18 protein-coding genes, 4 pseudogenes and 1 riboswitch are annotated in these 17,457 nt (G+C 68.9%); of the genes and pseudogenes, 11 read left to right on the top strand and 11 right to left on the bottom strand.

The features are described from left to right. The first annotated feature begins 94 nt into the window (after positions 1-94). From RFN52_RS29140 to RFN52_RS29130, 3 genes are all read left to right on the top strand, one after another. Positions 95-502, top strand: a complete 408-nt coding sequence (locus RFN52_RS29140; RefSeq protein WP_184564843.1) for a VOC family protein — start codon at positions 95-97, stop codon at positions 500-502. Positions 503-526: 24 nt separating this feature from the next. After that, complete coding sequence (locus RFN52_RS29135) at positions 527-1,648, top strand: LOG family protein (RefSeq protein ID WP_184850477.1); 1,122 nt, start codon at positions 527-529, stop codon at positions 1,646-1,648. A gap of 146 nt (positions 1,649-1,794) precedes the next feature. After that, positions 1,795-2,484 carry an LAETG motif-containing sortase-dependent surface protein gene (locus tag RFN52_RS29130; protein ID WP_184850475.1) on the top strand — a complete coding sequence of 230 codons (690 nt, stop codon included), beginning with the start codon at positions 1,795-1,797 and terminating at the stop codon, positions 2,482-2,484. A 61-nt stretch (positions 2,485-2,545) separates the two neighbouring features. On the opposite strand, the gene RFN52_RS29125 is transcribed toward RFN52_RS29130, so the two are convergent. From RFN52_RS29125 to rlmN, 5 genes are all read right to left on the bottom strand, one after another. Beyond that, entirely contained in the window at positions 2,546-3,340 is a 795-nt protein-coding gene (locus RFN52_RS29125; protein WP_184850473.1) for a maleylpyruvate isomerase family mycothiol-dependent enzyme, read from the bottom strand. A gap of 24 nt (positions 3,341-3,364) precedes the next feature. Next, positions 3,365-4,384: an ABC transporter ATP-binding protein gene (locus RFN52_RS29120; protein WP_184850471.1), complete on the bottom strand. Its 1,020-nt coding sequence runs from the start codon at positions 4,382-4,384 to the stop codon at positions 3,365-3,367. Beyond that, complete coding sequence (locus RFN52_RS29115) at positions 4,384-6,048, bottom strand: ABC transporter permease (RefSeq protein WP_184850469.1); 1,665 nt, start codon at positions 6,046-6,048, stop codon at positions 4,384-4,386. Before RFN52_RS29115 ends, RFN52_RS29120 begins: the two co-directional genes overlap by 1 nt. After that, positions 6,024-7,061 (bottom strand): thiamine ABC transporter substrate-binding protein, encoded by a 1,038-nt coding sequence (locus RFN52_RS29110; RefSeq protein WP_184854071.1) that lies wholly within the window; start codon positions 7,059-7,061, stop codon positions 6,024-6,026. Before RFN52_RS29110 ends, RFN52_RS29115 begins: the two co-directional genes overlap by 25 nt. Before the next feature lie 124 nt (positions 7,062-7,185). Then, a riboswitch (TPP riboswitch) is annotated at positions 7,186-7,292 on the bottom strand. A 24-nt stretch (positions 7,293-7,316) separates the two neighbouring features. Next, complete coding sequence (rlmN, locus tag RFN52_RS29105; protein ID WP_107459252.1) at positions 7,317-8,423, bottom strand: dual-specificity RNA methyltransferase RlmN; 1,107 nt, start codon at positions 8,421-8,423, stop codon at positions 7,317-7,319. A gap of 358 nt (positions 8,424-8,781) precedes the next feature. Between rlmN and RFN52_RS40250 the strand changes: the two are divergent. Next, positions 8,782-9,348: pseudogene (locus RFN52_RS40250) on the top strand (DUF6414 family protein). Positions 9,349-9,377: 29 nt separating this feature from the next. After that, positions 9,378-9,779, top strand: coding sequence for a hypothetical protein (locus tag RFN52_RS29100; protein ID WP_184850466.1), 402 nt, complete (start codon positions 9,378-9,380; stop codon positions 9,777-9,779). 206 nt (positions 9,780-9,985) lie between these two features. On the opposite strand, the gene RFN52_RS29095 is transcribed toward RFN52_RS29100, so the two are convergent. Together RFN52_RS29095 and RFN52_RS29090 are read right to left on the bottom strand one after the other, a co-directional pair. Then, positions 9,986-10,555, bottom strand: a complete 570-nt coding sequence (locus RFN52_RS29095) for a DUF7660 family protein (RefSeq protein ID WP_311241079.1) — start codon at positions 10,553-10,555, stop codon at positions 9,986-9,988. Positions 10,556-10,794: 239 nt separating this feature from the next. Then, positions 10,795-11,181 carry a DoxX family protein gene (locus tag RFN52_RS29090; RefSeq protein ID WP_184850464.1) on the bottom strand — a complete coding sequence of 129 codons (387 nt, stop codon included), beginning with the start codon at positions 11,179-11,181 and terminating at the stop codon, positions 10,795-10,797. Between the two features lie 176 nt (positions 11,182-11,357). On the opposite strand from RFN52_RS29090, the gene RFN52_RS29085 reads away from it, so the two are divergent. Together RFN52_RS29085 and RFN52_RS29080 are read left to right on the top strand one after the other, a co-directional pair. Next, on the top strand, positions 11,358-11,831 hold the full coding sequence (locus RFN52_RS29085; RefSeq protein ID WP_184850462.1) for a carboxymuconolactone decarboxylase family protein: 474 nt from the start codon (positions 11,358-11,360) through the stop codon (positions 11,829-11,831). A 142-nt stretch (positions 11,832-11,973) separates the two neighbouring features. Next, positions 11,974-12,897, top strand: coding sequence for an RNA polymerase sigma-70 factor (locus RFN52_RS29080; protein WP_184850460.1), 924 nt, complete (start codon positions 11,974-11,976; stop codon positions 12,895-12,897). Positions 12,898-12,928: 31 nt separating this feature from the next. Here the strand turns inward: RFN52_RS29080 and RFN52_RS29075 are convergent. Beyond that, positions 12,929-13,267, bottom strand: a pseudogene (locus tag RFN52_RS29075) (transposase family protein); the annotation flags it as partial. Between RFN52_RS29075 and RFN52_RS29070 the strand changes: the two are divergent. The 4 genes and pseudogenes from RFN52_RS29070 to RFN52_RS29055 form a co-directional block, all read left to right on the top strand. Then, positions 13,215-13,421, top strand: a pseudogene (locus RFN52_RS29070) (replication initiation protein); the annotation flags it as partial. The pseudogenes RFN52_RS29075 and RFN52_RS29070 overlap by 53 nt on opposite strands. A gap of 1 nt (position 13,422) precedes the next feature. Then, a complete protein-coding gene (locus RFN52_RS29065) occupies positions 13,423-13,620 on the top strand; it encodes a helix-turn-helix transcriptional regulator (protein ID WP_097221050.1) in 198 nt (65 codons plus the stop codon). Further along, positions 13,620-14,653, top strand: a pseudogene (locus tag RFN52_RS29060) (site-specific integrase). The gene RFN52_RS29065 and the pseudogene RFN52_RS29060 overlap by 1 nt, the downstream one beginning before the upstream one ends. Before the next feature lie 234 nt (positions 14,654-14,887). Further along, a complete protein-coding gene (locus RFN52_RS29055) occupies positions 14,888-15,076 on the top strand; it encodes a hypothetical protein (RefSeq protein WP_184850458.1) in 189 nt (62 codons plus the stop codon). Between the two features lie 76 nt (positions 15,077-15,152). Here the strand turns inward: RFN52_RS29055 and RFN52_RS29050 are convergent, their stop codons facing one another. The 3 genes from RFN52_RS29050 to frr all read right to left on the bottom strand — a co-directional run bounded on the left by RFN52_RS29050 (position 15,153) and on the right by frr (position 17,403). After that, positions 15,153-15,602, bottom strand: coding sequence for an SRPBCC family protein (locus RFN52_RS29050; RefSeq protein WP_062929313.1), 450 nt, complete (start codon positions 15,600-15,602; stop codon positions 15,153-15,155). A gap of 116 nt (positions 15,603-15,718) precedes the next feature. After that, positions 15,719-16,846 carry a phosphatidate cytidylyltransferase gene (locus RFN52_RS29045; RefSeq protein ID WP_184850455.1) on the bottom strand — a complete coding sequence of 376 codons (1,128 nt, stop codon included), beginning with the start codon at positions 16,844-16,846 and terminating at the stop codon, positions 15,719-15,721. Further along, complete coding sequence (gene frr / locus RFN52_RS29040) at positions 16,846-17,403, bottom strand: ribosome recycling factor (RefSeq protein ID WP_030231567.1); 558 nt, start codon at positions 17,401-17,403, stop codon at positions 16,846-16,848. The genes RFN52_RS29045 and frr overlap by 1 nt, the downstream gene beginning before the upstream one ends. Between the last annotated feature and the right edge of the window lie 54 nt (positions 17,404-17,457).

The following is a 17,457-nucleotide window of genomic DNA, read 5'->3' as shown; positions in this document are numbered from 1 at the left end:
CTCGTACGAAAAAATCTCCGCACGGCGATGAGTTCCGGGCCGGCGCCCGGTCTATCCCCGCGTAACGACACGGACTTGATGGGAGAGACCTCGCATGTACCAGCAGATGATCTTCGTGAACCTGTGCACCGGCGACCTCGGCGCCTCGAAGAAGTTCTTCACGGAGCTGGGCTTCACGATCAACGAGCAGTTCAGCGACGACACGACCGCCTCGGTCGTGATCAGCGAGACCATCGTGGTGATGGTGCACACCAAGGAGAAGTACTCGCAGTTCACGAAGAAGGACATCGTGGACTCGACGAAGACCAGCGAGGTGCTGATCGCGCTGAGCGCCGAGAGCCGCGAGAAGGTCGACGAGCTGGTCGAGAAGGCGGTCGCGGCGGGCGGTTCCGTCTCGGGCGAGACGCAGGACCACGGCTTCATGTACGGCCGCGCCTTCGACGACGTGGACGGCCACACCTTCGAGGTCGTGTGGATGGACCCGGCGGCCGTCCAGGGCTGACGGCGGCTGTGCCAGCATGGGCGAGTGCAGACGATGCCCGCCCATGCGGCCCACCACGACGACCGTGAGATAGAGACCCTCGAGGAGTTCGACGCCACCGTCTCGGCGCGCGGCACCCTCGCCGGACACCGCGTCCAGGCCGTCGACCTGACGGACCGTACGCGCGAGCTGCTCACCACGGACACCGCGGGCGCGGTCTTCCTCGGCTGCGCCATGCGCGAGGACGCGGACGCGAAGGTCCGAGCCGACGGCGCCCTGGTCTTCCCGCCGGTCCCGGGCCTGCCGTTCGACCCCTACCGCGGCCTGGTCTACTCCCCGGACGAACTCTTCGCGTCGCTGGCCGACGGCTACGAGGCCACGCCCGACGCCCTCGCCTACGCCTGGTTCCAGCGCACCAAGGCGGACCGCGACATCTACGCGTCGATGCTGCGCTCGGTCCACGACGACTCCGTCTCGGACGCGCTCGACGAACTCCTGTCCGGCGCCCGGGTCGTGGGCGTCATGGGCGGACACGCGATGGCCCGCGGCACCGAGGAGTACGCGGGCGCTGCACGCCTCGGCCGGGAGCTGGCCCGCGCCGGCTTCACCATCGCCACCGGTGGCGGCCCGGGCGCGATGGAGGCGGCGAACCTCGGCGCGTACGCGGCCCCCTTCGACGACGAGATGCTCACCGAGTCGCTCGAACTCCTGGGCAAGGCACCGCACTTCACTCCGTCGATCACCCAGTGGGCCTCGGCGGCCTTCGAGATACGCACGCGCTGGCCGCAGGGCGGCCGCTCGGTGGGCATCCCGACCTGGTTCTACGGCCACGAGCCGCCGAACGCCTTCGCCTCCCACATCGCCAAGTACTTCGCCAACGCCACCCGCGAGGACGGCCTGCTGGCCCGGTCCAACGCGGGTGTGGTCTTCCTGCCGGGCGCCGCGGGGACGCTGCAGGAGATCTTCGACAACGCGACGCCCAACTACTACGAGTCGCGCGGCGAGCCGACGCCGATGGTGCTGGTGAACCGCGTGCACTGGACGGAGAAGCTGCCCGCGTGGCCGCTGCTCCGGTCGCTGGCCCAGGGCCGCTCGATGGAGGCGCGGATCGCGCTGGTGGACCGGATCGAGGAGGCGCCGGAGGCGTTGAAACGTCTCGGCGGTTAATAAGACGGCAAAGCAAGTGCTTGCAGCCTGCATATGCGTTGACACTACTTATGCGACGCTTATAGACCTGAGAGCCTCCCGGTAGTGCTGATGTCCAGTCAACACTGCCTCAGCCCCCCGCTTTAGCAATCCTGTAAAGGACAAACGTGGCAGTTCTGTCCGTATCCCGCCGCGCACGTGCCGTGCGCGTCCTCGGTGTCGTCTCCGCCTCGGCCGCGCTCGCGCTCGGCACCGCCGGCAACGCGCTCGCCTGCGACATCAGCGAGTTCTCCGCCGAGGCGAAGTGCGACGGTGACAAGGGCGTCATCACCGTCACCGACGTCGACCCCGCCGGCATCCCGGCCACGGTCACCGTGTACCTGCAGAACAACGGCGCCGACGCGAAGAAGGTCGGTACGCAGGTGGTCAAGGGCTCGCGCGAAGGCACCACCATCACCTTCGCCGAGGCCTGGCAGCCGAACGCCGAGTACCGCGTCCACGTCAAGGCCGCTCGTTACGTCGACGAGGACATCAAGCCGAACCTCGTCACCCCGGCCACGGCCTGCCAGAAGGAGGAGGAGCCCCCGGCTTCGACTCCCCCGGCGACGCCGACCCCGTCGGCCTCCCCCTCCAAGCCCGCCGAGGAGAGCGAGAGCCCGGCTCCGGAGCCGTCGGAAAGCCAGAGCAGTTCCCCCGCGGGCAACGTGCCCGCCCCGGCCGGTGACTCCAACCTCGCTGAGACCGGTGCCGACTCCAACACCGGCATCATCGCCGGCATCGCGGCGGCCCTGGTCGTCGTCGGTGGCGGTGCGGTGTTCTTCGGCATGCGCCGTCGCGGGGCGAACAGCGACAGCTGACGCCCGCGGCACACCCATTGATGTGGCCCGTCCCCCGACCGGGGGCGGGCCACGTCCCGTCTCAGAAGGTGGCCCGCTCCAGCCAGAACTCCAGCAACTCCCGCTCGCCCAGGACCTCCAGCTCCTTGGCGTCGAGCGGCAGCCGGCGGTAGAACGCGAGCAGCACGAAGGTGAGCGGCCCGCGCAGCGCGACCGTGGCCTTCTCGTGGCCCCGGCGCCAGCGGACACCGTCCTCGGTGAGCTCGACGACCCACTCGGCGTTCAGGTCCGGCCCGGTGTCGGTGGCGTGCAGATGGATGCTGCTGCCCGGGCCGACCAGCTCCCTCACCACGTCCCGCGGCTCCGTCCGCTGCACGTGCTCCACGATCTGGAGCCATTCGTCGATCGTGTCGGCGGCGACCTCGGGCGCGACGTCGTAGGGCAGCCCGGCGGCGAGGGCGGCGTCGGCGCGGTGCACGGTGATCTCGTGCGTCATCCTGCGGGCCCAGAACCCGGAGCTCTGTATCCCGGCCCAGCCCCACACCTTCGCGTCCGGTCCGGCCTCCCGGAGCGTGGCGACGATCTGCTCGCCCGTCTCCGCCAGCCAGGCGTCCAGTGCGGCGGCGTCACCGACGGCCTCGGGACCGGCCACGCCGGGCACCTGCTCCTCGGGCACCTCCTCCGCGGCCCGGGTCCGCACCATCAGCTCCGCCCAGCGCAGCGCGCCGCCCGTGTGCCGGACGAGTTCCTCCAGCGACCAGTCGGGGCAGGTGGGCACGGTGCCGGACAGGTCTGCCCCGGAGGTCACCACCTGCCGCAACAGGGCGATCTGATGGGCGATTTCGTCGCAGTAGCGGTCGTGCGCGAGTGGCGTCATGCCTCGCACCCTAGGCGGGGACGATCAGCCGAGCACCACGATTTCCGCCGCGTCGAACTCCACGCCCACCTCGTCCCCGACCTCCGGTGCCGCCCGCAGCGCGCACGCCGCCTCCAGGCGCGGTGCGCCCTCGGGCTGGAGGCGCACGGCGACATGCGTGCCCCGGAAGGTACGCGCGGCCACCGTGCAGCGCAGGCCCGAGTCCGCGGGCACCAGGTGCACCCCGGCCGGCCGCACCAGCAGGGTCCGGGTGCCCTGCGGGGCGCCCTCCGGCACCGGCACCTTGCCCCAGGGCGTGTCCGCGGCCTCCGCCCCGACCGTCGCCTCGACCACGTTCTCGAACCCGAGGAAGCGGGCGACGAACGCGTCGGCGGGCCGCTGCCACACCTCAAGAGGCGTACCGGACTGGGCGATCCGCCCATCCCGCATCACCACGACCCGGTCGGCCAGCGCGAAGGCCTCCCCCTGGTCGTGGGTCACGGCGAGCACGGTCGTGCCCAACCGGCCGAACAGCTCCCTCAGTTCGACGACCAGCCGCTCCCGCAGCGACCGGTCGAGCTGTCCGAGCGGCTCGTCCAGCATCAGCAGCCGCGGGCTCGGCGCGAGGGCCCGGGCCAGTGCCACCCGCTGCTGCTCCCCGCCGGACAGCATCGCGACGGCCCGGCGGCCCGCGCCCGGCAGCCCCACCAGGTCCAGCAACTCCCCTACCCGCTCGGCCTGTTGCCGCTTCGGCCCGCCGTGCATCCGCAGCCCGAAGGCGACGTTCCCGGCCACGTCCCGCTGCGGGAACAGCTGGTGGTCCTGGAACATCAGCCCGACACCGCGCCTGTGCGCGGGCACGCCCGCCTGGTCGCGTCCGTCGAGCACCACCTGCCCGGAGTCCAGGGGCTGTAGCCCGGCCACCGCCCGCAGCAGGGTCGACTTGCCGCTGCCGCTGGGCCCGAGCACACACACGATCTCGTGCTCGGCGACCTCCAGATCGACGGCGTCCAGCACCGCCCGCCCGCCGAAGCGGACCGTCGCGGCGTGCAGAGCCAGCAGCATCAGAACTCCCCCGTCCGGTCCGTGCGAAGCCTCTCCAGCACCAGCAGGGCCACGGCGCACACCACCATCAGAATCGTCGAAAGGGCCATCGCCTGGCCGTAGTTGAGGTCACCGGGCCGCCCCAGCAGCCGGGCCACGGCCACCGGCAGCGTCGGGTTGTCGGGCCGTGCGATGAACACCGTCGCGCCGAACTCCCCGAGGGACACGGCGAAGGCGAACCCGGCCGCGATCAGCAGCGCCCGCCGCACCATCGGCAGGTCCACCTCCCGCCACACCCGCCAGGGCGAGGCCCCCAGCACCGAGGCCGCCTCCCGCAACCGGACGTCCACGGCCCGCAGCACGGGCAGCATGGTCCGCACGACGAACGGCACACCCACCAGGGCCTGCGCGAGCGGCACGAGGATCCAGGAGGACCGCAGATCCAGCGGCGGCTCGTCGAGGGAGATCAGAAACCCGAAGCCGACGGTCACAGCGGACACGCCGAGCGGCAGCATCAGCAGCGCGTCGAAGCCGCGCACGAACCGCCCGGCGTCCCGGCGGGTGAGCGCGGCCGCGGCGAGCCCGCCGATCACCACGGCGATGAGCGTGGCGGCGACGGCGTACGACAGGGAGTTGCCGATCGCCTCGATCGGCGGGACCAGGAAGACTCCGCCGTCCTCGCTGGTCAGTGCCCGGTAGTAGCCGAAGCCCGGCGCGCCCAGGGACCGCTGCACCAGCACGGCCGGCGGCAGCACGAGCAGCACGGCGACGGTGACGAGCACCCCGCCCAGCAGCGCCCACTGCCCCGCGCCACGCGGCCGGCGCGCGGTCACGGACGCGTCCACCAGCCGCAGCGCGGTCTCCCGCCGCCGCACGGTCCAGGCGTGCAGGGCGAGGATCGCCCCGACCGCGGCGAACTGGATCAGCGTCAGCACGGCCGCGGTGGACAGGTCGAAGATCTCGGACGTCTGCCGGTAGATCTCCACCTCCAGGGTGGAGAAGGTGGGCCCGCCGAGGATCTGCACGACACCGAAGGAGGTGAAGGTGAACAGGAAGACCATGAGCGCCGCGGCGGCCACGGCCGGGGCGAGGGCGGGGAGCGTCACCTGCCGCCATGCCTTCAGCTGGGACGCCCCGAGCATCCGTGCGGCCTCCTCCTGCCGCGGGTCGAGCTGCGCCCAGAGCCCGCCGACCGTCCGGACGACGACGGCATAGTTGAAGAAGACGTGCGCGAGCAGGATCGCCCACACAGTGGTGTCCAGGCGTACGCCCCACAGGTCGTCGAGCAGCCCGCCCCGCCCGACCAGCGCCAGAAAGGCCGTACCGACGACGACCGTCGGCAGCACGAACGGCACGGTCACGACCGCCCGCAGGACGTGCTTGCCCGGGAAGTCGAAACGCGCGAAGACATACGCGCCGGGAAGCGCGACGATCAGCGTGAGCGCGGTGGAGACCAGCGCCTGCCAGGTGGTGAACCACAGCACGTGCCGGACGTCGGACTGCGCCAGCACCTCCCCGATCCGCCCGAGGTGCCAGGTCCCGTCGGTCTTCAGACCGCGCGCGACGATCGCGGCGACGGGGTAGGCGAAGAAGACCGCGAAGAACGCGACGGGCGCGGCCAGCAGAGCGAACCGCGCCGCCGCGCCCCGCTTGCGCGCGACTACTTCAGTACGAGTGAGGTCCACGACTTGACCCACTGGTCACGGTGGTCAGCGATCTTCGCCGGGGCCATGGTCTCCGGGTCCTTCGCCTGCGGCCCGTACTTCACGAACTCCGGCGGCACCTGGGCGCCCTCGCGCACCGGGTACACGAACATGTTCATCGGCATGTCCTCCTGGAACCTCTCGCTGATGAGGAAGTCGAGGAGGGCCTTGCCGCCCTTGGTGTTCTTGGCGTTGCTGAGCAGCCCCGCGTACTCGACCTGCCGGAAGCAGGTGCCCTCGGCGACCCCGGTCGGGGCGGTGCTCGGCCTCGGGTCTGCGAAGACGACCTCGGCGGGCGGCGAGGAGGCGTACGACACGACGAGCGGCCGGTCGCCCTTGGCCTTCTTCCCGCCGGCCGAGCCGGAGAACTCCTCGTTGTAGGCCTGCTCCCAGCCGTCGACGACCTTCACGCCGTTGGCCTTGAGCTTCTTCCAGTAGCCCTCCCAGCCGTCGTCGCCGTACTGCGCGGCCGTGCCGAGCAGGAAGCCGAGGCCGGGCGAGGAGGCGGAGGCGTTCTCGGTCACCAGCAGGTTCTTGTACTGGGGCTCGACCAGGTCGTCGAAGCTCTTCGGCGGCTCCAGCTTGTGGTCGGCGAAGTACTTCTTGTCGTAGTTGACGCAGATGTCGCCGGTGTCGATGGGGGTGACGCGGTGCTCGTCCCGGTCGACCCGGTAATCGGCCTTGATCCGCTCGGACCCCTTCGCCTCGTACGACTGGAACAGGTCGTTGTCGAGGGCGCGGGACAGCAGGGTGTTGTCGACGCCGAAGAAGACGTCGCCCTGCGGGTTGTCCTTGGTCAGGATGGCCTTGTTCACGGCCTGCCCGGCGTCGCCGTCCTTGAGGACCCGGACCTTGTACCCGGACTGCTTCTCGAAGGCCGCGATGACGTCCTTGGACGCGGCCCACGAGTCGTGGCTGACGAGCGTCACGGTCTTGGAGTCGCCGGACCCCTGGCCGCCGTCGGACGACCCGCACGCGGCGAGCGTGCCGGCCATGCCGAGACCGACGACCGCCGCCGTCAGCCGCTTGGTGTTGTTGCCCACTGGATTCCTCCTGGAGTGACCAGGAGAAGACGCGGCCCCGCCCGGGACTTCCGGGGTCCCGGGCAGGGCGCAACAGCTCGAGTGATGACCGATCTCCCTACCCAGAATGACCTGGGCCAGGTTCGGAGGGTCTGCGGCCGTGTGCCGCACTCTCAGCGCTGTGGCGCTCCCCTGTCGGAATATGCAGATGTTCTTACGGCGGTCAGACTACCGTTCGGTGGCCGCGAGCTGACCACACGCCCCGTCGATCTCCTGACCACGGGTGTCCCGGATCGTCACCGGCACACCATGAGCGGCGATCGCCTCCACGAACGCCTTCTCGTCCTCGGGCCGGGAGGCGGTCCACTTGGAACCGGGCGTCGGGTTCAGCGGGATCAGGTTCACGTGCACGGGCTTGCCCTTGAGCAGCCGCCCGAGCCGGTCGCCCCGCCACGCCTGGTCGTTGATGTCCCGGATCAGCGCGTACTCGATGGACAGCCGGCGCCCGGACTTGGCGCTGTACTCGAAGCCGGCGTCCAGCACCTCCCGGACCTTCCAGCGGGTGTTCACCGGCACGAGGGTGTCGCGCAGCTCGTCGTCGGGGGCGTGCAGCGAGATGGCGAGGCGGCACTTGAAGCCCTCGTCGGCGAACCGGTGGATGGCCGGGACGAGACCGACGGTGGAGACGGTGATGCCGCGCTGGGACAGGCCGAGGCCGTCGGGTTCGGGGTCGGTGAGCCGGCGGATGGATCCGATGACCCGGTTGTAGTTGGCGAGCGGCTCGCCCATGCCCATGAAGACGATGTTGCTGAGCCGCGCGGGCCCGCCAGGGACCTCCCCGTCGCGCAGGGCCCGCATCCCGTCCACGATCTGGTGGACGATCTCGGCGGTGGACAGATTCCGGTCGAGCCCCGCCTGCCCGGTCGCACAGAACGGGCAGTTCATCCCGCACCCGGCCTGGGAGCTGATGCACATGGTCACCCGGTCCGGGTAGCGCATCAGGACGGACTCGACGAGCGTCCCGTCGAACAGCCGCCACAGCGTCTTGCGGGTGGTGCCCTGGTCGGTCGACAGATGCCGCACGACGGTCATCAGCTCGGGCAGCAGCGCCTCCTGCAGCCGCCCCCGGGCACCGGCCGGAATATCGGTCCACTGCTCCGGATCATGCGCGTACCGCGCGAAGTAGTGCTGCGAGAGCTGCTTGGCACGAAACGGCTTCTCCCCGACAGCGGCAACGGCCTCCTTGCGCTCGGCAGGAGTGAGATCGGCAAGATGCCGCGGCGGCTTCTTGGCTCCGCGGGGGGCGACGAAAGTGAGTTCTCCGGGCTTCGGCATAACCCTCCCAGTGTCGCAGATCAACTCGGCGGGCCCAGGCCAGAGCTGGGTGGGGACGGTCACCCGTGATCGCCGTCTGTCGTCGTTGGTCGGCCTCGCACGGCCCAGCGACGACCCAGGGGGCTCGGCGGTCGCGATCGCTGCCTTGTAAGCCTGGCGGCGTGAGGCGGGATACGTGGTTCGTTGCGGCAGCGGTGAGTCACCCCTGCGACTGGCGGCCCACGCCATGGTTGACCGCTGGATATGGCATGACCGGCGCCGACAGCGCATAGGCACTTGGTGCCATATTCGCAAACAAGCCACAACGTCAGCAAGCCGCAGATAGGATCTGAGTCCGCTATCGGCGAGGGAGTGCCGCTTGATTCTGCGCGAATTCTTGTACGTAGACACCGATAAGGTCCGGGCCATGCTCGCTCAGCTCGACGGCGGAGTGCCGGAAGAGGAACGAGAAACAAGCAGTCAGAAAAAGCGATACACGATAGGCCCGAGGAGCGTTGCTCAGCACTTGTAAGTCGCCGGAAATGAGCGCTACACGCAAAAATCTCTCGGCGACGCCATCTTCCCCACATTGGAATCGGCGTTGGAGTCGGAAGGCCTGCTCCGAGATATTTCAGAGGAGGCAGCAGATCCTTCCCAGTGGGATTCAGGGGACTTGGAGCGAATCGCACCGCCCGGTTCACTCGTGCGCATCACAGCAATGGGGTCACTCTTTGACACTCGGTACGCTGCTAGCGTTTTCTCAGCGTATGCTTCGGTCGCCCTCGGGCTACAGGGCATCGGGGGCGACCTCGCGGATGCACCTAAGAAGACTCCGCAAGGTAAGGGGAAGTCGGGACACCAGGGGCCTCGACCCAGGCCTGGCCAGGTGCAGCCGGAACGACAGCTAGAAGACGCCATCGTAGACTTCCAAGGCCCTGGCGGTTAGACGGCAATTCTCTCCGCTCGATTATCCGCATGGCCAGAGGAATCTTTGCGCCTGGACTACATATCAACCTCTCCCCGGTTGATTCGGGGAACGTGTTGATCGGGTCTCGGTTGCAAGAAGGGCGGCAGTATCTGGACACCGAGGCGGACATCCTCTTCGCGCGGTACGGAACGGAGCCACAAGAATGGACCCTTGTCGGTAGCGTGGGGAGCTACGCCCCCAAAGATACGACAGTTCCGGATTTCAATTTCTTCAACCCCGACGGGGCCGTAGATAGAGGGAAGTTCGCAGACAGCATCAATGGACTCATGAAGCATTTGGGAGGCATGGGATTTATCGACCTGCCCCAGCATCCCGGATTTTCGCTGATCCCTTTCGCTGTTTACCGTACAATTCCACGCAGTTCCAGCATCGTCGCTCTGCGCGAGTAACAGGCCGGCGGAGCGGCTTTGGGCTGGAGTTTCCATGGCTGAGTCAAGCGTCACCACCAGGTCCTGGAGCACCTGTTGGAAGATCGCGTACGCGGCCCCGGCCTGACCTGACGTAACGCTGACCTGCGGGTTCTCGGACCGTTCGCCGAAACCCCCCGCTGTTCCCCGTTGGCCGCTTCCTCATCGGGCACGCAAGGGGCACGGCGTCACTCGTAGAACCGCGCTGCGCTGAGGGCCCGTGCCATGAACGCCCAGTCGCCCTCAGGCGGGAGCTCCTGGCCGTGGTTCGCGTACCACCCTGGGGCATCGGCCACCCACGCTTCCAGAGCCTCCAGGAAGCTGCCCAGCGTCCCGTTCTCCCATTGGTCGCCGCTCGCTTCATAGTCCTGCCGAAGACGCCTCAGAAAGCCGCTTAGGGCTTCGCGGTCGCCAAGGCGCTCGTTAGGCTCCAGTGGGAGGGGCTCGCGCTCGTCTCCCCAGTCATCGAGTCTGAGCCTGACTTGGAAGTTGCGCTCCGCGTGATCGACCACGCTCCCACTGATAGCGAACCCCAGCGGGGGAGGGACGGTTCCGGGCGGTGAACCGAAGATCTCCGCCAGGCCCACCGCGTCGGGCACCCCGTCGATCTCTACGAACACGCCGAATGGCTGTCGGCCGATGACCTTGCCGGTCACGGCGGCGCCCACTGGCAGTGCGGTCACGGTTGCCGGCCAGGCCCGTCGTATGTCCTCGGGCGTCGGATCCCCCACACCGTTCGGCCACGTGTACTCCGTCATGCGCGCGTCCCCCGGTCATCGCGTACTTGGACCTCTGGCCTCATCCTTATCAGGTCGATCACAGGGGGCCGTCGACGTCGGTCAACCCAGCTTGCGCCTAAGAGCTGTCCCGTAAGTGATCTTGATTGCGATATCTCGGGTCGTGGCTGGCGTGAATACGGCAGCGGAGCCGTGCTGGAGTCCGTTCACCGGGGTGAGCCTGCGCGCCTTCGGCGACCGGTTCACGCCGACCTGGGTGGTCAGCCGGTGAAGGACTCGGGGCCGAAGCGGCCCCACGCCAGGAAGAGGGCTAGGGCGAGGTAGATCAGATCGCCCGCGATCGTCACTCTCTCGCCACGGCCAAGGCGCATGGTCAGCGCGCCGGCGAACAGCAGTACCAGTCCGGTTGCGGCCAGCGGCACCAGAACCGGCGCGATGTCGAGTGCGGCGGGCAGTATCAGGCCCGCCGCGGCCAGGAGCTCGACGGCGCCGATGGCCTTGAGGGCACCGGGGCTGAAGTCCTCGACCCATCGGGTGGCAGTGCCGCCCAAGGCGGCCAGCTTCTCCTTGGGCACGAACATCTTGGAGCTGCCGGTCAGGCAGACGGCGGCCATCAGTCCGGCGACCATCCAGAGTGCGAGGTTCATCATCAGCTCCTTGATCGAGGATTGCCTGCTTCCTCTGGGACGAGACAGCGCCCCCGCCTGTGACATCTCCGAACATCCGAGCTCGGGGAGACGTGGATCACATGCCTCCGTGTCACAGGGCGTCGGGCTGTCTCGTCCCAGGGGGTGTAGCCACCACGAGCACGGAGGAGAACGCAATGGACGCGCGACTGAACTACTTCGCCAGCCCGACCGCCGCCAAGGCCCTCAAGCACCTCATGTCGGCGGGCAAGACGCTCAAGGAGTCGCCGCTGCCGACCGCGACACAGGAGCTCGTGGCCCTGCGCGTGAGCCAGATCAACGGCTGCGCCGTCTGCATCGACATGCACACCAAGGAGGCCGCCGCGGCAGGCGAGACACCGGTGCGGCTGAATCTGGTGACGGCCTGGCGGGAGGCAACCGTCTTCACCGAGGCCGAGCGTGCCGCGCTGGAGCTGGCGGAGCAGGGGACCCGGGTCGCGGACGCGGCCGGCGGAGTCAGCGACGACGTTTGGGCACGTGCCGCGAAGCACTACGACGAGGAACAGCTCACCGCCCTGGTAGTCCTGGTCTGCTTCATGAACACGGCGAACCGGCTGAACATCATCGCCCAACAGCCGGCCGGCGACTACGAGATCGGGCAGTTCCACTGAACGGCTGTCGATGACCCGCCCGGGGCACTGTCACAGGCCCCGGGCACGGGGCGTTGCACAGCACCGCCGACGGACCACAAGATCACCAGAACGTGCCCGTGCCGCGAAATACGACCGGGTGGGACCTCAAGGAGGATGCGGAGTGAACAAGGTCGAGAAGTTCGAGGAGCTGCGGCCCCTGCTGTTCTCGATCGCCTACCGGATTCTGGGCAGCGTGAGCGAGGCCGAGGACGCGGTGCAGGAGACATGGCTGCGCTTCGACGGCTCGACGACCCTTCCCACATCGGTCAAGGCGTTTCTGTCCGCCACGGTGACGCGGATCTCGATCGACGTGCTGCGCTCCGCGCGGGTGCGGCGGGAGGAGTACGTGGGCCCGTGGTTCCCCGAGCCACTGTTAAGCGATCCGTACCAGGATCCGTCGCGCTCGGCCGAGCTGGCCGACTCCGTGTCGATGGCGGCGCTGCTGCTGCTGGAGCGACTCAGCCCACTGGAGCGGTCGGTGTTCGTGCTGCGGGAGGTCTTCGGCTTCGGGTTCGACGACATCGCCTCGGCGGTGGGGCGTTCGGAGGCGGCGTGCCGGCAGCTGCTGGTACGTGCACGGCGGCACATGGAGGCCGGGCGGCCGCGGTTCGAAGCGGACCGTCAGCAGCGGCAGGAGCTGGCGACGCGGTTCTTCGACGCCCTCCGCGAAGGCGATGTCGCCGGCCTACGGGATCTACTGGCCGCCGACGTGCAGTTGGTCGGGGACGGCGGCGGCAAGGCCCCGCAGCTGGCCAGGGCCGTCGTCGGCGCCGAGAACGTGGCCAGGCTGCTGGCCTCCGTCTTCCCGCTGCTGGCCCGGATCGATGTGACGTTCGAGGCGCACGAGGTCAACGGCCAGCCCGGCGCCATATCCCGCGACCGGGACGGCAAGGTCCTCCATGCCCTCGCCCTCGACGTGCTCGACGGGCAGATCCAGACCATCCGCTCGGTGATCAACCCCGACAAGCTAGGCCACCTCGGACCGGTTGCCGACGCCTGGGCCATCGACGGCGAGGTGAAACAGACTCGCCGGCAGATGAAGTGACCCCGGGACCGGCGGGGGCCGGCTCGTTCGCCTATCCGGCGATGTTGAGGTTGTGCAGGCGGGCGATGCCGCGCACCGCGTGGTGCACGCCGTCGCCGCGGAGGCGGCAGTCACGCAAGATCTTCCAGCTCTTCATGCGGGCGAAGACGTACTCGACCCGGGCCCTGACCTGCTCGTGGCTCTTGTTGTGTGCCTGCTTCCAGCCGGGGAGTTCTTCGTCCGCGCTGCTACGGAGGTGAGGAATGACCAGTCCCGTTCCCCGGTAGCCGCCGTCGGCGATCGTTACGGTCTTCCCGACGACGTCCTTCGCGCCGGACTCGGCCCAGGCCCGGCAGTCGTTGCGGTTGCCCGGCAGTGGCCGACAGGCAACCGTCCTTGTCCTCGCTCACTGGCCCTACGCCGGTCACGGCCACACCCCCGGCGAATCCTGGCTTGCCGCCAACATCCGCCGCGACATCCAGCACAACCGAGATACGGCCCGCGAGGAACTACCCGGCCAGCTCAGCGACGAAAGGGAGTGGTGATATGGCCTCCGCTCTGCCGACCCGCTTCCTGACGCCCGAGGACCTGGTCGAGATGTTCGAGCTGCCCAGCGTCGAGACGGTCTACCAGTGGCGCCGAAAGCGCACCGGCCCCCGCGGCTTCCGCGTCGGCCGGCACCTGCGCTTCGACCCGAACGACGTACGAGCCTGGGTGGACTCCCAGCTTGGAGAGGCTGCCTGATGGCCGGACATATCCAAGACCGCTGGTACAAGACCGAGCCGGGTCCGGACGGCAAGCCGACAAGGGTCAAGACCGACCGTTACGGCAACGGCCTCCGCTACCGGGCCCGGTACGTCGGCCCGGACGGAACCGAAAAGAGCAAGTCCTTCCCGGACCGTCAGAAGCGCAGGGCGGAAGAGTGGTTGGCCGAGACCGCTGCTGACATGTCCCGTGGTCAGTACGTCGACCCAGGGCTGCCCGGACGACCTTCCAACAGTACGCGGAGCGCTGGATCGCCGGGCAGACGACTGACCTGAACACACGCATCGGAGCGGAAACCCGTCTTCGGCTGCATGCCTTCCCTCGTATCGGGGGTGCGTCCGCTCGGCTCCTTCCGTCCGGTCCACATCCGCGAGTTTGTTCGCGACCTGGAGAACGACTCGATAGGCGGCACCTACGCCCGCAACATCTACGCCAACGTCCGCGCGGTGCTGTCGGCCGCCGTGGATGACGGCCACCTCGCCCGGAACCCGTGCTCGGCCGCGTCCGTCCGCCCGCCCGCCGTATCCACTGCCCGGGTCGTGCCCTGGCTCCCGTCCCAGGTGCGTGCGGTCCGCGATGCCTTGCCGGAGCGCTACCAGGCCATGGTCGACGTAGGCAGCGGCTGCGGCCACCGGCAGGGCGAGATCATCGGTCTGGCCGAAGACACCTTGCAGCTCGACAGCGACACCCTGCGGGTCACCGCTCAGGATCGTCTGGCGAAGCAACTTCAACATCCAGGAGTGGAAGCCCGCCCTTGCGGCCGCCGGCCTTATTCCGACTCCCGAACCGGGCAAGCCGTACGCCTCTGCCCGGCAGCACGGAATGCATGCCCTCCGCCACTTCTACGCCTCGGTCCTCCTGGACGCGGGCGAGAGCATCAAGGCCGTGAGCGAATACCTGGGCCACTCCGACCCGGCGATGACGCTGCGGGTGTACGCGCCTGATGCCCAGCAGCAGCGAGCGAGCCCGCCGGGCTCTGGACGGTGTCTTCGGCACGGCCCAGGAGCCCTGACGGCCCAGGGGCGGCCCAGCGGGCACAAGGCGGCCCCCTACTGGCGACGAACTCGCTGGTAGGGGGCTTCATCGTGCCCGGAGCACATCAGTTCTCCGGGCTTAGGCATGGCCGTACCAGTGTCACAGATCCAATCGGGTGACTCGGAGCTGCCGCTCGCGACGACTGTCGGGGCGTTGGACGACCGTCCCCTGAGAGGATGGCGCGGATCATCACACGAAATGAGGGTTGGGCATGCTCGTGCTCATACTGTCGGTCGTCGTCCTGCTCGTCATCGGCGGCTGCGTCTGCGTGTACTGGGCAGCCAGGGGCGACGCCCCGCGCTGGGCACGTGGTGTGGCCAAGGCGACGCTGCTCGGAAGCGAACTGGCCCGCAGCGCGAGCCGTAACTCTCGTTCACAGCAGGGCGGCGGGGACGACTAGTCGCCCGGGGACGCTGACAGGAGTTCGCCCGGCAGAGGTGAGAGACACGGCCTGCGCCGTCGGGGAGCGTGGCCTCCTACTCCCCCGTCTGCTCCAGCCGGTCCTTGAGGAGCTGCTCGTTGCGCGGGAGTTCCTTGCGGACCTGGGGGCGTACGACGAGCGGGACCAGGACCTTGCCCATGCCGTGGCCCTCGAAGTCGATGTCGATCGTGACGTGGGAGCGCCGGCCCTCGTCGTAGGGCTCGACCTCGCCGTGCACCTGTGCCCGGACGGGGCCGTCGACGCCGCGCATGCCCCAGCTGTGCGGCGGGTCGTACTCGGTGACCTCCATGGTCATCGGCATGACACGACGGCCGATGTGCCGGGTCACCCGGACCTGGGTGCCGACGCCGACGGGCCCCTCGTCGAGGCGCTCCGCGGACACCGCGCTCAGCTGCCACTCCGGCATGCGCTGGGTGTCCATGACGTACTGGTAGACCTCCTCTGGACGGCGGTCGACGTCGATGCTCTCTCGGATGATGGCCATGATGGCCTCCTTTGGGAGGTACATCTGAATCGTCCCACTTCGAGCCCCCGGGCGTCTCCCCGGGACGACGGCGAGCCCCTGCCCATCAGGGCAGGGGCTCGCCGTCAGAGATCGCTTCAGCCCGACCCGACGAACAGCACGAGCAGCAGCCACACCACCGGAGCCGTGGGCAGCAGCGAGTCGAGCCGGTCCATGATGCCACCGTGGCCCGGCAGCAGCGTGCCCATGTCCTTGATGCCGAGATCCCGCTTGATCATGGACTCGCCGAGGTCGCCGAGCGTGGCGGTGACCGCGACAGCGAGGCCCAGCACCAGTCCCTGCCACCAGGCACCGTCGTCGATGAGGAACTGCATGCACAGCGCCCCCGCGACCATGGCGAAGGAGACCGCGCCGAGCAGACCCTCGCGGGTCTTGCCGGGGCTGATGCGCGGGGCGAGCTTGTGCCGGCCGAACCGCCAGCCGACGGCGTAGGCCCCGGTGTCACTGACGACCGTGAGCAGCAGGAAGGTGAGCACCCGCTGCGCCCCGTCGTCCGCGGTCAGCATCATCGCGACGAAGGTCGCCAGGAACGGCACGTAGAACGCCGCGAAGACGCCCGCGGTGACGTCCCGCAGGTAGCCCTCGGGCGGTTCGGTCATGCGCCAGACCAGGACGGCCTGTGCCGTGAGCGCCATCGCCACCCACGCGCCCTCGGCACCCCGGACGTACCCGGCGACGACCATCGCGGCACCGCCGAGCGCGAGCGGCACGAGGGGCGCCCGGATGCCCTTGCGCTCCTCCAGCCGCTTGGTCAGCTCCCACAGGCCCACCACCACGGCCACCGCGACGACACCGACGAACACGGCCTTGACGACGAACAGCGACGCGACGATCACCGCACCGAGCCCGACACCGACCCCTATCGCGGCACTCAGGTCGCGACCCGCGCTCTTCTTCGGCGGCTTGGGCGCCGGCTGCGAGGCGTCGGGCATGGGCTCCGGATTCGTGTCGTTTCGGACCGGGGTGCCGCTCAGCCGAGCAGCTCCCCGGTCGTCATCCTGGTGTCCGCCGAAGTCGGTCACGTCGGGCACGATGGGCATGGGGCGAGTCTGAGGCGCTTCATACGCATCGTATGCGGGACCCGCCGGAGCGGCCCCTTGGACGTGCCCGTGGCCCGGCCCCTGGATGTGCCCGTGACCATGCCCTTGGTCGGTGGGCTCCCAGTACCCGGCCTGTGGCGGCGCCCCCCAGGAAGAGTCGTTCATCAGACCTCGAGCAGCTCCGCTTCCTTGTGCTTCAGGAGCTCGTCGACCTGCGCGACGTACTTCGACGTGGTGTCGTCGAGCTCCTTCTCCGCACGGCGGCCCTCGTCCTCGCCGACCTCGCCGTCCTTGATCAGCTTGTCGATGGCTTCCTTGGCCTTGCGGCGCACGGAGCGGATCGAGATCTTCGCGTCCTCGCCCTTGCCCTTGGCGACCTTGATGTACTCCCGGCGGCGCTCCTCGGTGAGCTCGGGGAACACCACCCGGATGATGTTGCCGTCGTTGCTCGGGTTGACGCCCAGGTCGGAGTCGCGGATCGCCTGCTCGATATTGCGCAGCGCGCTCTTGTCGAAGGGGGTCACCACGGCCATACGCGGCTCGGGCACGGAGAACGAGGCCAGCTGGTTGATCGGCGTCGGCGCGCCGTAGTAGTCGGCCACGATCTTGTTGAACATCGCCGGGTGCGCACGGCCGGTGCGGATCGCGGCGAAGTCCTCCTTGGCGACCACGACGGCCTTCTCCATCTTCTCCTCGGCCTCGAGGAGGGTCTCTTCGATCACCACTTGCTCCTGCGTGTCTTGAGTAGGCCCGGCTGCGGTTCCATGTGGGGCGGC

This window comes from Streptomyces collinus (genome assembly GCF_031348265.1).
Classification (GTDB): Bacteria; Actinomycetota; Actinomycetes; order Streptomycetales; family Streptomycetaceae; genus Streptomyces; species Streptomyces collinus.
This window is presented reverse-complemented; position numbering and strand designations above follow the sequence as displayed.